Below are 13,310 nucleotides of genomic sequence, written 5' to 3' on the forward strand. Positions count from 1 at the left end.
AAATTTTGACGGCGCGATAATGCAACCTGAGCAAACAAAAATCAATACGCAACAGTGAGACTAAGCTTGTTATTTTTCACCGTAAAATCACCAACAGTTAACACAAACAAGCACAAAAACCACACAACAACAAAACAACTCAATAAAAAATTAACAACGCACAGAGTCTTGCCAATGACGACCTATTAATGCCGCCAAAGCAACAGACAACCCCTTACTCCGCATAGCTTGCGAGGCTCTCGATGCACTGAGCATCAAGATAAAAAATGAAGTATGGTTTAATGCCACTCTTGTATGGCAAGAGACACGCACAACCCTAATCACCTCCACAAGCCTTTAACATCCACTTTTTTCGCATTTAATCGTTTGCGTGAACTCATTTGAACAAATTTCAACCACCTCAAGCACGGTTTTTTGTGATTCAGTGAAGAAAAGTCAGAAAAAACTTCATCGAAACGTAACAAATGAGAAACGAATCATGGTTAGTCTCCACGTTGAGTGGTATTAAGAATTTACCCCGTTTAGGACGGTCATAACGATAAAATGAGGTAGCTTATGGAAGGCTTAAATTTTGATGACTTTATGGACTATGAGGCGCCGCGCGCACGAGCAGCGCGCTCTAAACCCGTTAAACGTAAGTGGCGAGAAATCGAAGCAATCAAAGATCGTCAACGGCTAAAGAAAGAGCTGATGGATATGGATATCGGTTTTGACGATGTGGAGAGCATCGAATACTAAGAATTAAGAAAGAGAGGCCTTGAGCCTCTCTTTCTGCTTTTCACGCGCTAGGAACAGCAAAGGATCACGTACACTCGTGCTCAGTTTGATGAATGCGCTCTGCCAACTGTTGGTATTGCTCTGCTATCGTCTCACCAAACACTGGGTCGTCTTCGCACACACTCCACTGAGCTTCGACTGCCTGCCAATCCTCTACCGTAAAGACATCCATTAAGTACGGGAAGACCTGCTTTTCTTCCATTTCGAGGTGCTGTTTTTGCATATTGAGGAACGACTCTAACTGGTCAATGAAGACCTGCTGCGGGATCACTGCATCTTGCAAGACCATATCCACCGTTTGCAAAAAATCATGGGTCTTTTCTGATAGCGCCTGATGATCGTATTCAAGATCATCAATCTTATGGTGTTGACCATAATGCGATTGGTAGTAGTGATAGAGAATGTCTTCTTTCGGGTGATGGACCCGTTCAGAGTGGGTCGCCAGATAATCGACGATTTCACGCAGAACCGCGTAATTAACGGGACGCTCGTCTTTTAACTGGTTCAATTTATGGCGAAGTATGGCGAGCAAACGCACCATGTATCCATGCTCTCGCCTTATCCGTTCAATCATCATAGCGTTTCTCCTTAACACCGACACGTAAACAGTGTATTAGAGAAACGCAAAGCGTATTTTGATGCTGTTCGAAAAAACAACATCTTTACCATTATTTTTGTATGGCTTTATACCTCAACAGTTTGAGGCAGCTGCCAATCAATCGGTGTTTTTCCTTGCGCGACAAGCCGTTCGTTGGTCGCCGAAAAGTGCCCACAGCCCAAAAAGCCACGATGCGCCGATAACGGTGAAGGGTGCGGCGCCGTCAATACATGATGTTGGTTACGGTCAATAAAACGGCCTTTCTTTTGCGCATGCGCGCCCCACAACAAGAAAACAACGCCTTGTTGATGGCGGTTGATCGCATCAATCACGGCATCCGTAAAGGTCTCCCACCCGGTTTTGGCGTGCGAATGCGCTTTACCTTGCTCCACGGTCAGAACCGTATTCAGAAGCAGTACCCCTTGCTCTGCCCAGCGTTGCAAATAACCGTGTTGAGGAATCTGAAAGCCATCGATGTCTTGCGCCAACTCTTTGTACATATTGGCGAGCGATGGCGGCGTCTTGATACCCGGCAGGACAGAAAAACACAGCCCGTGCGCCTGATTAGGACCATGATAGGGATCTTGGCCCAAGATCACGACTTTCACATCGCCAAACTCGGTCGCTCGAAACGCGTTAAAGACATCTTTCGCTGGCGGGAAAATCGCTTTGCCCGCCGCACGCTCTGCGTCAACAAACGCGAGAGTGTCTTGAAAATAGGTCTGCTGCTTTTGCTCACCAATCACATCTTGCCACGTGAGTGAAGGGATCATTGTCTGTTCCTTTTGTCCAATCAGTCAGCGGATTGTCGCAAAAGTTATAATAAGAGCAAAGCCCTCTGTTAGGCGAGCTAACCCCACTTAACGCTTAGGTTGCGGCGAACGATGATGTCCTTGACCATTCACATGACGGTTGGGCATAGGTAAACGTGCAAAACGGATCGCAGGTGTAACAACTGAATGAGGCATAATAGGCACCCTCTTGTGAGTAACATCACTATTTACTATGAAAGATTGGTGCCAATTTTAGTTACGCTGAGACATTTACCGATGATTTTTGATCGATGCGGCGCAAACGCGCAATTTCATCAGGCCAAAGATCAGGCTTAATTGTTTCTAATATCAAAGGGATAGAATCAAACCGTGCATCATTGGCGATATAGTCAAAACATGGCCAGCCAATCTCCCCCTCGCCCAGCGCATGGTGGCGATCCACTTTGCTGCCCAAGGCCGACTTTGAATCATTGATGTGCATCGCCCGTAAATAGTGCATGCCGACCACTTGATCAAACTCGGAAAACGTCGCTTCACATGCCTCAACACTGCGAAGATCATAGCCAGCGGCAAAGGTGTGGCAAGTATCGAGGCAAACGCCCACCCGAGTTTTATCGTCCACCTGTTCAATGATCTGCGCCAAATGCTCAAAGCGCCAACCAAGGTTCGTGCCTTGGCCTGCTGTATTTTCGATCACTGCGACAACATCTGGCACCGCTTGATGGGCGAGATTGATCGACTCGGCGATCCTCGCTAAACACGCTTGCTCAGAAAGCTTCTTTAAATGACTCCCAGGATGAAAATTCAACAAGCTCAGTCCTAACTGCTGACATCTCCACATTTCATCAATAAATGCCACTCTAGATTTTTCGAGCTTTTCCTCTTCAGGCGCACCAAGATTAATCAGGTAGGAGTCATGCGGTAAGATTTGCTCATGTGTAAAGCCGTACTTTTTGCAGTTGGCTTTAAAACGCGCGATGGTCTCTGCGTCGAGTGGCTTCGCCGCCCACTGGCGTTGATTTTTGGTGAACAAAGCAAAGGCGTTGGCGCCAATATCATGAGCGCGAATCGGTGCCATATCGACACCACCCGCGGCGGAAACATGCGCGCCGACCCATTTTCTATCACTGTTCGATGATGAGATTGTCATTTAATCACTTTACACTTTCAGTTCGGGGATGGAATTACAACAACTTATCGTCTGCGTCTCAATCAACACATGCAAAATGTAGTAAATTTACAACATTTATAACATTCAAAAATAGTTAATATTATAAAATATTTTTTAAAGTACTATTTTTAAAGGTTTTATTGATTTACCGCAAAGAATTAACCTTAAAATAATTAATGCTTTTAGTTGTTTTTTGACCTAAATCAATACTATCATAAGGGACATTCGCTATATAATACGTAGCTCAACGAAATTCGAAAGTTAACACCAACTCACCACCCAAGAGTGGACTAGGAGACAGTAATGATTCAAGGCATTCAGATTACTAAAGCAGCAAACGACGCACTACTTAACTCAATCTGGCTACTAGACAGCGAGAAAAATGAAGCACGCTGCGTAGCGGCAAACACTGGCTACGAAGCAGACCAAGTCGTAGCGATTAACGAATTGGGTGAGTACGAAAGCCGTGAAGTAGCCATTGAAACGGCACCAAAGATCGAAGGTGGTCAGCACCTAAACGTCAACGTTCTTAAGCGTGAAACCCTTGAAGACGCCGTTGCTCACCCTGAGAAATACCCTCAGCTAACCATTCGTGTTTCTGGTTACGCAGTGCGTTTCAACTCACTGACGCCTGAACAGCAGCGCGACGTTATTGCTCGTACATTTACCGAGTCTTTGTAAGCTCGACACCATCATAAAAAAACGGCGCATCTCGCGCCGTTTTTTATTCTCTAATCGACTGTTTTTTTTTCTAATCTATTCACAGTGCTTTGATTGAATTCTGCGCTCTAAAACCAAGCCAAAATGGTACTCTGATGCTGTTCCCAGAGTAACTTCAGCGCCATCAACATCGACATAATAATGACCAGCGGGCGAATCCACTTCTGACCTTGCGCGATCACCACTTTCGCCCCCAATCTAGCGCCGAGAAAACCGCCGACCGCCATCACTAGCCCTAGCTCCCAAATCGGTAAACCTGCCAGAACGAACAGTAACAGCGCGGCGATGTTTGACGTAAAGTTCAGTACTTTGGTTCTTGCCGTCGCATCCACTAAGGAGTAGTGGCCTAACGCGACAAAGCAAACCGTAAAAATCGAACCTGTCCCCGGCCCAAAAAAACCGTCGTAGAACCCCACGCCCCCACCGACCGAGAGTGCAAACATCGCTTCAGAGAGTCGAGGCTCGCCCGATTGCTCCTTAGTCTTTGGCATCAAAAGAAAATAGAGCGAGATCGCCACCAGCAGCAGCGGAATCAAGCTGGTTAAGACGCCAGCATCAATGTATTGCACGACTTGGGCGCCAAGTGCAGCGCCGACAAAGGTGCAGAGAATCGCAAGGCGCATCGCTTTCAAATTAACAATGCCGCGCCGAACAAAATACCAAGTTGCGGAGAAGCTCCCAAATGAGCTTTGTAGCTTATTGGTCGCCAACGCCTGTGCTGGCGTGATGCCTACGGCCAACAAAGCCGGAAGCGTAATAAGCCCGCCTCCCCCTGCCATCGCATCAATAAAGCCAGCGAATGCCGCGACAAAAAACAGCAGGGTGAAAACATCTAAGGTGAGTTCCATGACGATCAGTTGATAAGGGGTAAGATGCGCAGAGTACCACTGGTGACTTGATGATGGAAAACAAAAAAGAGCGACCGATGGCCGCTCAAAAGCATGTCAATACAAATGCCTAAACAGTTGAGTCATGGGGATAACAGCCTGCATTTTGTTATCCCACATAAGACTCATAAGGGTGGGGACTACTAGAATTGATCTTCTTCGGTTGAACCGGTTAATGCAGTCACTGATGATTGACCACCTTGGATGGTGTTGGTCATCTTATCAAAGTACCCGGTGCCCACTTCTTGTTGGTGCGCAACGAAGGTATAGCCTTTTTCTGCCGCTTGGAACTCAGGACGCTGCACTTTCTCCACGTAGTGGCGCATGCCTTCGCCTTTCGCATAGTCGTGCGCCAGTTCGAACATGTTGAACCACATGTTGTGGATACCCGCTAGAGTGATGAACTGGTACTTGTAGCCCATATCCGACAGTTCTTGTTGGAACTTGGCGATGGTCTCTGCATCCAAGTTTTTCTCCCAGTTGAATGATGGCGAGCAGTTGTACGCCAACAGTTGATCTGGGTACTCGGCATGAATCGCTTCAGCAAACTTACGCGCTTCTTCAAGACACGGCGTAGCGGTTTCACACCAGATGAGATCCGCATACGGAGCGTAAGCAAGACCACGCGCAATCGCTTGGTCGATGCCAGCGCGTACTCGGTAGAAGCCTTCTTGTGTACGTTCTCCAACAATAAAGTCCGCATCGTATGGGTCACAGTCAGAGGTCAATAAATCGGCGGCGTTCGCATCGGTACGTGCAATCACTAAGGTAGTCGTGCCCGAGACGTCGGCGGCCAGGCGCGCTGCCACTAATTTCTGCACCGCTTCTTGAGTCGGTACTAATACTTTACCGCCCATATGGCCACATTTTTTCACTGACGCTAGCTGGTCTTCAAAGTGCACCCCCGCGGCGCCCGCATCGATCATCGACTTCATCAACTCATACGCGTTGAGTACACCACCAAAACCAGCTTCTGCATCAGCAACGATAGGCAAGAAGTAATCAATGCCGCCTTCATCTTCGGGTGATTTACCGTTTGACCACTGGATCTGGTCAGCGCGACGGAACGAGTTATTGATGCGTTTCACCACTGAAGGGACCGAATCTACCGGGTAGAGCGATTGGTCTGGGTACATGGTAGACGCGGTGTTGTTGTCCGCTGCCACCTGCCAACCTGAGAGATAAATCGCTTCAATCCCAGCTTTGGCTTGTTGTACTGCTTGACCACCGGTCAGTGCACCCAAACAGTTCACGTAGCCTTTTTTGGCGCTGCCATTGACCAATGACCACAATTTATCTGCACCGCGCTGAGCGATGGTGTTAGCCGGCACCATAGAGCCGCGTAGTTCGACCACTTCTTCAGCCGTGTATGGACGTTTCACATGCTTCCAGCGTGGATTGGTTGCCCAGTCTTTTTCTAGAGCTTCGATTTGTTGGCGACGAGTTAAGTTTGTCATTGGTCTATCCCTCTTGTTTAGAGTGCTTGCCGGTAGGGGCGGCGCACGATCCTTTTGTTTCTTTTATTAGATGGTGTGGCGGTACAACCTTACCCGCCATCTGCATTCACGTTATTGTTATTAATAAAACGATAGTTACCGGTAAACGATACTTATAGGTAAACGATTGTTATGGGTAAATCCGTGGTTAATCTAAGTAGTCATAGCCTGGGATGGTGAGGAAATTCCCCAACTCATCACTGGTGGTCATCTTGGCCATCAAGTCAGCCGCCTCGGTAAAGCGCCCCGCTTGATAACGCGCTTCGCCCACTTCCTGTTTCACCACCTCGATCTCTTGAGAGAGGTATTGTTCAAACAAGGCTTTGGTGACCACTTGACCGTTATCAAGGGTTTTGCCGTGCGCTATCCATTGCCAAATAGAGGCGCGAGAGATCTCAGCGGTCGCGGCATCTTCCATTAAGCCGTAGATGGGAACGCAGCCGTTGCCCGAGATCCACGCCTCGATGTATTGCAGCGCGACGCGAATATTGTGTCGCATCCCTTCTTCGGTGCGCTCGCCTTCACACGGGGCAAGTAGCTGCTCTGCCGTGATAGGCGCATCGTCTTCTCGTGTGACATCCAATTGATTTCGGCGCTCGCCAAGCACTTGGCTAAACACCGCCATTGCGGTATCCGCAAGACCTGGGTGAGCGACCCAAGTGCCATCGTGACCATTATTCGCCTCTAGCGATTTGTCGTTTTGAATTTTGTCTAGCACGCGCTGGTTTTGTACTGGATCTTTGGCTGGAATAAAGGCCGCCATTCCCCCCATCGCAAAGGCACCGCGTTTGTGACAAGTGCGCACTAACAAGCGTGAGTAGGCGTTCAAAAACGGCTTGTCCATCGTGACCACTTGGCGGTCTGGCAACACGCGATCTGGGTGCTTTTTCAATGTTTTGATGTAACTGAAGATGTAGTCCCAACGGCCACAGTTGAGGCCAACAATGTGCTCTTTGAGCACAAAGAGGATCTCGTCCATTTCGAATACCGCAGGCAAGGTTTCAATCAAAACGGTAGCCTTAATGGTGCCCGTATCCAGACCAAAGTAATCTTCGGTGAAATGGAACACCTCACTCCACCACTGCGCTTCTTTGTGGGATTGCAACTTGGGAATGTAGAAGTAAGGGCCGCTGCCTTTTTTAAGAAGCGCTTGGTAGTTGTTGTAGAAGTAGAGCGCGAAATCAAACAGAGCTCCGGGGATAATTTGGCCGTTAAACGTCACGTGTTTCTCTTTTAAATGGAGACCACGTACACGACAAATCAACACCGCTGGATCGTCATTCAATTGGTAGTGCTTGCCATTGTCAGGGTTGGTGTAACTGATCTCCCCTCTTACCGCGTCGCGCAAGTTAATTTGTCCGTCCAACACTTTATCCCAAGCAGGTGACATAGAGTCTTCGAAGTCGGCCATGAACACTTTAACGTTGGCATTCAAAGCGTTAATGACCATTTTTCTGTCTGTCGGGCCGGTAATTTCTACTCGGCGATCTTGCAGATCGTCAGGAATCCCTAAGATCTTCCAACTGCCTTCACGGATGTCTTGCGTCTCAGGCAAAAAGTCTGGGAGTTGCCCACCATCGATGGCCGCTTGGCGTACTTCACGTGCCGCCAGCAGCTCATCCACACGCGGCGCAAACTGCTCACACAACAGAGATAATAGGGTTTGGGCTTCAACAGGGAAAATTGCCTGATGTTGTGGCGAAAGGGAGCCAGTAACCTCAAGCATGCCTTCTTGGGCGCTCATTTTATTGCGACGAGCTTGACCATTTGGGTCCTGTGATAGGGTGTCTCTGTCTGGTGTGTTTGCAAGCATAGTGATGTCCCTTATTTTTGCTCTCTTGTATGATTCACGTTTCTTAGCGAATGTTCATTTGTAACTATTAAACAACACTTTTGCATTCCGACTTGCTCAGTGTCGCTGCTGTTTTTATCCGCTTATTTTTTCTTGTCCGGCTCTACTTTCACTAACCTTCTCTGGGTTTGCAATCTAGACATAAGTCTTACTAGGCCTGCATTTAAGCTATACCAAACCTGGATAGAGTAAAAGACCTAAAGTAAACAAAACGTTAAATTCAAAGTTTTATCCCGATCGAGATAAAGGCCCTATTTCTGTGTCAAACTCGTAACAAGTTACGTAATTTAATTACAGTAAAATTAGGCATGTGAACGCGTTTCAAACGAACGTTTGATTTTTTATAGAAAGGGGTAACGCCTGTCTCAGATGACTTTGAGCGCCCTAGAAGGACAAAGATTAAACAGCCCCTTTTGTTTGGACTGTAAAATTGACAGTGTGAAATTTCACAATTTAATGAAAGCTTCATCAAAGTTTTGTTGTGAAATTTTACACGTCAAAGTTTACGAACAGAATAAAATGCTAACTTTACCCGAAAAAGCAGTGTGCATTTTAGCGAGAAATCGCAACAACAGAACGCAATAGCCTTACGACTATTTGCTAGAGCAGTTGTGAAACCACATCAGCTAGACGATGAAAAGTCGCCACACGTGACGAACTTGGGCGCCAAACCAGCCCGATATGACGATGGGCTTGCTGCCCAGGGGCATCCACCACCACCAAGTTTTGGTTGTCGATAAGACCGTGGTCGATGGCCATTTGTGGAATAAAAGTAGTACCGAGTCCATTCGCCACCATCTGCACTAACGTATGTAGACTGGTGGCAGAGAACGGATTGATCTTCTCTTTGTCGGTTAATTGACAGGCAGAGACAGCATGTTCGGTCAGGCAGTGCTCTCGTTCTAGTAAGAAGACCGATTCGTCCGGCAGATCAGCGTACTTAATCGGAATGCGGATCGCGTCCGCTTGATGGCGGCTGATGATCATACGAAATGGATCGCTGCCCACAATTTTGCTTTCCATCTCACCGATGTCCACTGGCATGGCGAGAATCAGCACATCCAACTCTCCCTGACGCAGCGCGGCAAGCAAATTGGTCGTGGTATCTTCACGTAATAGAAGATGCAAGTTGGGAAAGCGTGTGTTGACCTCTTGCACCAAGTCACAGAGAAGAAAGGGCGCAATCGTCGGTATGCAGCCCACTTTTAACTGCCCATGCATCTCATCTTCTTGGCAAAGACGGCCAAGCTCCGCGAGATCTTGGCCACGAGCAAGCAATTCACGTGCATGCTTGACCACTTGCTCGCCAACATGGGTGAACACTAACGGGCTTTTTTTGTCTTTCTTTTCGTAGAGGGGGCAGCCAATCAGATCTTCTAAATTCTGAATGCCTTTACTTAGGGTTGATTGACTGACGAAGCATTTTTCAGCGGCATCGCTAAAATGACGGGTTTCATGCAGAGTCACCAAATAATGTAACTGCTTGAGGCTAGGCCACTTATTCATAGATTTATTGATAACTTCTAGCTAGGCATTGATCCAGTTAACCCTTTTGGCATTATCGCTTTTTTCGATTAACTTAATCTAATTAATTCATTTATTTCAATACTACAATTTGTACTACACTTTGTCTCGCAAAAACACGGACTAAGCAAAGGAGACCACTCCAATGCTTGGAACAAACCATACTTTTAGGAGCAATAAAAATGGTACTAGTAGGTCGTCAAGCCCCTGATTTTACTGCAGCAGCTGTTCTAGGTAACGGTGAAATCGTTGAAAACTTCAACTTTGCAGAGTTTACAAAAGGTAAGAAAGCGGTTGTTTTCTTCTACCCGCTAGACTTCACATTCGTTTGCCCATCTGAGCTGATCGCTTTTGATAACCGCTACGAAGATTTCAAAGCGAAAGGCGTTGAAGTGATCGGTGTTTCTATCGATTCTCAATTCTCTCACAACGCATGGCGTAACACTGCTATCGAAGATGGCGGTATCGGTCAGGTGAAATACCCACTGATTGCAGACGTGAAACACGAAATCTGTAAAGCGTACGACGTAGAGCACCCAGAAGCAGGTGTGGCTTTCCGTGGTTCGTTCCTAATCGATGAAGACGGTCTTGTTCGTCACCAAGTTGTGAACGATCTTCCTCTAGGTCGTAACATCGACGAAATGCTACGTATGGTAGACGCACTAAACTTCCACCAAACACACGGTGAAGTATGCCCAGCACAATGGGAAGAAGGTAAAGCAGGTATGGATGCATCACCAAAAGGTGTGGCAGCATTCCTATCTGAGCACTCTTCAGACCTAGGCAAAAAGTAATTTTGCCTCCGGCGTCCAAGCTCACTGGACGCTATGGTTGGACGATATAAAGCGACAACGCATAATGCGCAATAAGCGCAACGCCAATCAGTTTAGTAAAGTCTCAAAGTAAGCCCACACTTCGGTGTGGGCTTTTTACATTCAGGATTAGCTTATATGGCTAAAGAAGCCATATATCGCTAAAGAGACTACATATCGCTAAAGAGACAAAAAATATCGACTTACGGACTTTATCGATCCTCGGTCTTTAAGTTCTGGGGCGGTCTCTTTATGATGAATTCAATTGATAGCGGCACCCCCGCTAATGCCTAATTTAGACAATGGAGATTCAACATGGCTTACTTCTCACTTGCGTTTGGTAGCGCGACTAAAAACCGTGACGGAAAAATCATCGAAGCGTTTTTTCCAAACCCAGTGCTCAACCCAGCGGATGCGCTGATTGACGCAGTAGCGACCGTGGCAGGTTACGAGCAAGGTAACCAGGCCATCGAAATCTCTGCGGCGCAAAGTGCAGAGCTTGCCATTGCCTTTGCTGCTCACGGTGATGTGGCGAACGCCTCGTTTGCAGAAAAAGCGGCGCAGTCTGCTCAACCATTAGTCCTTGTGGTACTTGCGACAGATGACAAACCAGCATCCGTAGCGGAAGGTTTCCTCAAGCTACAGCTGATTTCCCACCGCCTAGTTAAGCCACATGGCACGGTGCTGGATGGCATCTTTGGCCTACTGCACAACATCGCATGGACCAACGAAGGCCCAATCGATCTACCAGAATTGGCTGAGCGTCAAATGGATGCACGCCTAGCAGGTCGTACTTTGACGGTCGATTGTGTCGACAAGTTCCCGAAAATGGTGGATTACGTTGTGCCTGCGGGCGTTCGTATTGCAGACACCTCACGCGTTCGTCTTGGCGCACACGTCGGTGAAGGCACCACCGTGATGCACGAAGGCTTTATTAACTTCAACGCCGGTACCACAGGTGTGAGCATGGTAGAAGGCCGTATCTCTGCGGGTGTGGTTGTGGGTGACGGTTCGGATATCGGTGGCGGTGCGTCTATCATGGGTACCCTATCAGGCGGCGGTACTGTCGTGGTCTCGATTGGTGAGAACTCGCTACTTGGCGCGAACGCGGGTCTTGGTTTCCCACTGGGCGATCGTTGTACGGTTGAGTCTGGTCTTTACGTGACGGCGGGTTCTAAAGTGCGCATGCTTGATTCACAAGGTAACGAAGTCGAAGTGGTGAAAGCTCGTGACCTCGCAGGCGTTTCGGATCTGCTGTTCCGCCGCAACTCGGTGACCGGTCAAATCGAGTGCCTTGCCAACAAAACGGCGGTAGAGCTTAACTCAGAACTGCACAGCAACAACTAATGATGCACTAGGTCATCAACGACAATTAAGGGTTGGCACCATGCCAACCCTTTTTCTATTCGTCTCTTCTGTTTATTCTCACACTCTTTGTATGAATGCGCTCAACCGGGGTGACCATCGACTCTTGGTTTGAGTAACATCGGCACAAACTTCACCACATAAAGCCCAAAGGCGAATACCCATAACCCTGCGCTGAGGTTAACCCAACCGATCATATGCTCCGGCCATATCACGACCAGCACCGCACGCACTAACGCCGCGCACAACAGCGCAGAAAAAGCCCAGCACATATTGGGCCCTTGATAAATCGAGCGACCGGTATGCCCCATGGTAACGCGTGCAATCATTGCCAGAATGACGCCGCCAAGCGCGCCAATGGCAAACAAATGCAGCAGCGTATGGGTGGCAAAAGGGTCGTCCATTGCGGCGCGCAGTAACAAGCTCAGCGGTATGCACGCGTAGCTAGCATGCAGCGACCACACCAAGGGCTCACTAAACGTGCGCCAAGGTCGCCAGCGGTATAACCGAATCGACTGCGCAGCTCCGGCCAACCCCATCAGCAGCGCACCAACTTGCGCCATAGTTAAAGGGAAGAAGCTCAATATGAACAGGGCTATGAGTGGCCCATTGGCACACCACTCTAGCCACACTAGACGTTCACTTTGCGTAAACTCAAAACGCCGCGCCGTAAAGAAAGGGATCACTCTGCCGCCCATGACCGATAACAGCAAGGTGAACCACCACAGCATCGCCTGCCAGACGCTACTTGGCGCAAATGGCGCAACGCCTTTGACTACGGCATAACTTGCAAAGTTCGCCACCAGCGCCAACACAATAAGCGGCACAAAGAACAAGTTTCGCCACCCTTTCGCTTTGACCACTCGCCTTCCGACCTCATAGGCCAATAGCAGCAAAAATAGCGCTTCAATAGTGGCAGTGATCCACAGAGGCACAGGCGCCCAAAACAGGCCACGCGGCACAAGCCAAAGTAGGCTCAGTAGCATCAAGCAGGGACCTTTTGTACCTTGGATTCCCGTCCAGTTTTGCACCGCGGTGAGCAGAAAACCGGCCACAATCGCTATTGCAAAGCCAAACACCATTTCATGCACATGCCACCACAAAGCTAGCACTTGCAGAGCTTCTGGCTGGCCAGTCTGAAACATCCACACCCAGCCAACGATTGCCACGATGGCGTAGACGCTGCCGAGTAGAAAAAATGGACGAAACCCTAAGCGCCAAATGGGCGTAATGCGCTCTTCCTGCTGTTTATCTGTAATCGTAATCAAGCCTAAATCTCCACACGCGGCCCTATCAGTAAGACTCCACTAACAGCAATAATTAGACCATTTAATC

At 48.2% G+C, this 13,310-nt stretch carries 12 protein-coding genes; 4 read left to right on the forward strand and 8 right to left on the reverse strand.

Going from position 1 to position 13,310, the window contains the following annotated elements; translation table 11 throughout:
- The first annotated feature begins 555 nt into the window (after window positions 1-555).
- Complete coding sequence (locus AC6R03_RS17175) at window positions 556-738, forward strand: DUF3545 family protein (RefSeq protein ID WP_500626993.1); 183 nt, start codon at window positions 556-558, stop codon at window positions 736-738.
- Window positions 739-802: 64 nt separating this feature from the next.
- Here AC6R03_RS17175 and AC6R03_RS17180 read toward each other — a convergent pair whose 3' ends face one another.
- From AC6R03_RS17180 to nfo, 3 genes are all read right to left on the reverse strand, one after another.
- Window positions 803-1,354: a hemerythrin domain-containing protein gene (locus AC6R03_RS17180; protein ID WP_500631532.1), complete on the reverse strand. Its 552-nt coding sequence runs from the start codon at window positions 1,352-1,354 to the stop codon at window positions 803-805.
- Between the two features lie 107 nt (window positions 1,355-1,461).
- A complete protein-coding gene (ung, locus tag AC6R03_RS17185; RefSeq protein WP_500631533.1) occupies window positions 1,462-2,148 on the reverse strand; it encodes a uracil-DNA glycosylase in 687 nt (228 codons plus the stop codon).
- 256 nt (window positions 2,149-2,404) lie between these two features.
- Window positions 2,405-3,298: a deoxyribonuclease IV gene (nfo, locus tag AC6R03_RS17190; protein ID WP_500631534.1), complete on the reverse strand. Its 894-nt coding sequence runs from the start codon at window positions 3,296-3,298 to the stop codon at window positions 2,405-2,407.
- Window positions 3,299-3,622: 324 nt separating this feature from the next.
- Here nfo and grcA point away from each other — a divergent pair, with 324 nt between their 5' ends.
- Window positions 3,623-4,000: an autonomous glycyl radical cofactor GrcA gene (gene grcA / locus AC6R03_RS17195; protein ID WP_334551405.1), complete on the forward strand. Its 378-nt coding sequence runs from the start codon at window positions 3,623-3,625 to the stop codon at window positions 3,998-4,000.
- 107 nt (window positions 4,001-4,107) lie between these two features.
- Here the strand turns inward: grcA and AC6R03_RS17200 are convergent, their stop codons facing one another.
- The 4 genes from AC6R03_RS17200 to AC6R03_RS17215 form a co-directional block, all read right to left on the reverse strand.
- Complete coding sequence (locus AC6R03_RS17200) at window positions 4,108-4,887, reverse strand: TSUP family transporter (RefSeq protein WP_500631535.1); 780 nt, start codon at window positions 4,885-4,887, stop codon at window positions 4,108-4,110.
- 182 nt (window positions 4,888-5,069) lie between these two features.
- Window positions 5,070-6,383, reverse strand: a complete 1,314-nt coding sequence (gene aceA, locus AC6R03_RS17205) for an isocitrate lyase (protein WP_487901723.1) — start codon at window positions 6,381-6,383, stop codon at window positions 5,070-5,072.
- A gap of 187 nt (window positions 6,384-6,570) precedes the next feature.
- Entirely contained in the window at window positions 6,571-8,235 is a 1,665-nt protein-coding gene (gene aceB, locus AC6R03_RS17210; protein WP_500631536.1) for a malate synthase A, read from the reverse strand.
- A 639-nt stretch (window positions 8,236-8,874) separates the two neighbouring features.
- A complete protein-coding gene (locus tag AC6R03_RS17215) occupies window positions 8,875-9,780 on the reverse strand; it encodes a hydrogen peroxide-inducible genes activator (protein WP_500631537.1) in 906 nt (301 codons plus the stop codon).
- Between the two features lie 200 nt (window positions 9,781-9,980).
- Here AC6R03_RS17215 and AC6R03_RS17220 point away from each other — a divergent pair, with 200 nt between their 5' ends.
- Both AC6R03_RS17220 and dapD read left to right on the forward strand, forming a co-directional pair.
- Window positions 9,981-10,592: a peroxiredoxin C gene (locus AC6R03_RS17220; RefSeq protein ID WP_487901725.1), complete on the forward strand. Its 612-nt coding sequence runs from the start codon at window positions 9,981-9,983 to the stop codon at window positions 10,590-10,592.
- Window positions 10,593-10,925: 333 nt separating this feature from the next.
- A complete protein-coding gene (gene dapD, locus AC6R03_RS17225; protein WP_500631538.1) occupies window positions 10,926-11,957 on the forward strand; it encodes a 2,3,4,5-tetrahydropyridine-2,6-dicarboxylate N-succinyltransferase in 1,032 nt (343 codons plus the stop codon).
- Window positions 11,958-12,058: 101 nt separating this feature from the next.
- Here the strand turns inward: dapD and AC6R03_RS17230 are convergent, their stop codons facing one another.
- A complete protein-coding gene (locus tag AC6R03_RS17230) occupies window positions 12,059-13,243 on the reverse strand; it encodes an NnrS family protein (RefSeq protein WP_500631539.1) in 1,185 nt (394 codons plus the stop codon).
- Window positions 13,244-13,310: the final 67 nt, after the last annotated feature.

The organism is Vibrio sp. R10-SG-ISO4 (genome assembly GCF_059834135.1).

Excerpts from the sequence above, each read along its gene's own strand:
- AC6R03_RS17175 (WP_500626993.1), top strand. The coding sequence starts at position 556 with ATGGAAGGCTTAAATTTTGATGACTTTATGGACTATGAGGCGCCGCGC.
- AC6R03_RS17180 (WP_500631532.1), bottom strand. The coding sequence starts at position 1,354 with ATGATGATTGAACGGATAAGGCGAGAGCATGGATACATGGTGCGTTTG.
- ung (WP_500631533.1), bottom strand. The coding sequence starts at position 2,148 with ATGATCCCTTCACTCACGTGGCAAGATGTGATTGGTGAGCAAAAGCAG.
- nfo (WP_500631534.1), bottom strand. The coding sequence starts at position 3,298 with ATGACAATCTCATCATCGAACAGTGATAGAAAATGGGTCGGCGCGCAT.
- grcA (WP_334551405.1), top strand. The coding sequence starts at position 3,623 with ATGATTCAAGGCATTCAGATTACTAAAGCAGCAAACGACGCACTACTT.
- AC6R03_RS17200 (WP_500631535.1), bottom strand. The coding sequence starts at position 4,887 with ATGGAACTCACCTTAGATGTTTTCACCCTGCTGTTTTTTGTCGCGGCA.
- aceA (WP_487901723.1), bottom strand. The coding sequence starts at position 6,383 with ATGACAAACTTAACTCGTCGCCAACAAATCGAAGCTCTAGAAAAAGAC.
- aceB (WP_500631536.1), bottom strand. The coding sequence starts at position 8,235 with ATGCTTGCAAACACACCAGACAGAGACACCCTATCACAGGACCCAAAT.
- AC6R03_RS17215 (WP_500631537.1), bottom strand. The coding sequence starts at position 9,780 with ATGAATAAGTGGCCTAGCCTCAAGCAGTTACATTATTTGGTGACTCTG.
- AC6R03_RS17220 (WP_487901725.1), top strand. The coding sequence starts at position 9,981 with ATGGTACTAGTAGGTCGTCAAGCCCCTGATTTTACTGCAGCAGCTGTT.
- dapD (WP_500631538.1), top strand. The coding sequence starts at position 10,926 with ATGGCTTACTTCTCACTTGCGTTTGGTAGCGCGACTAAAAACCGTGAC.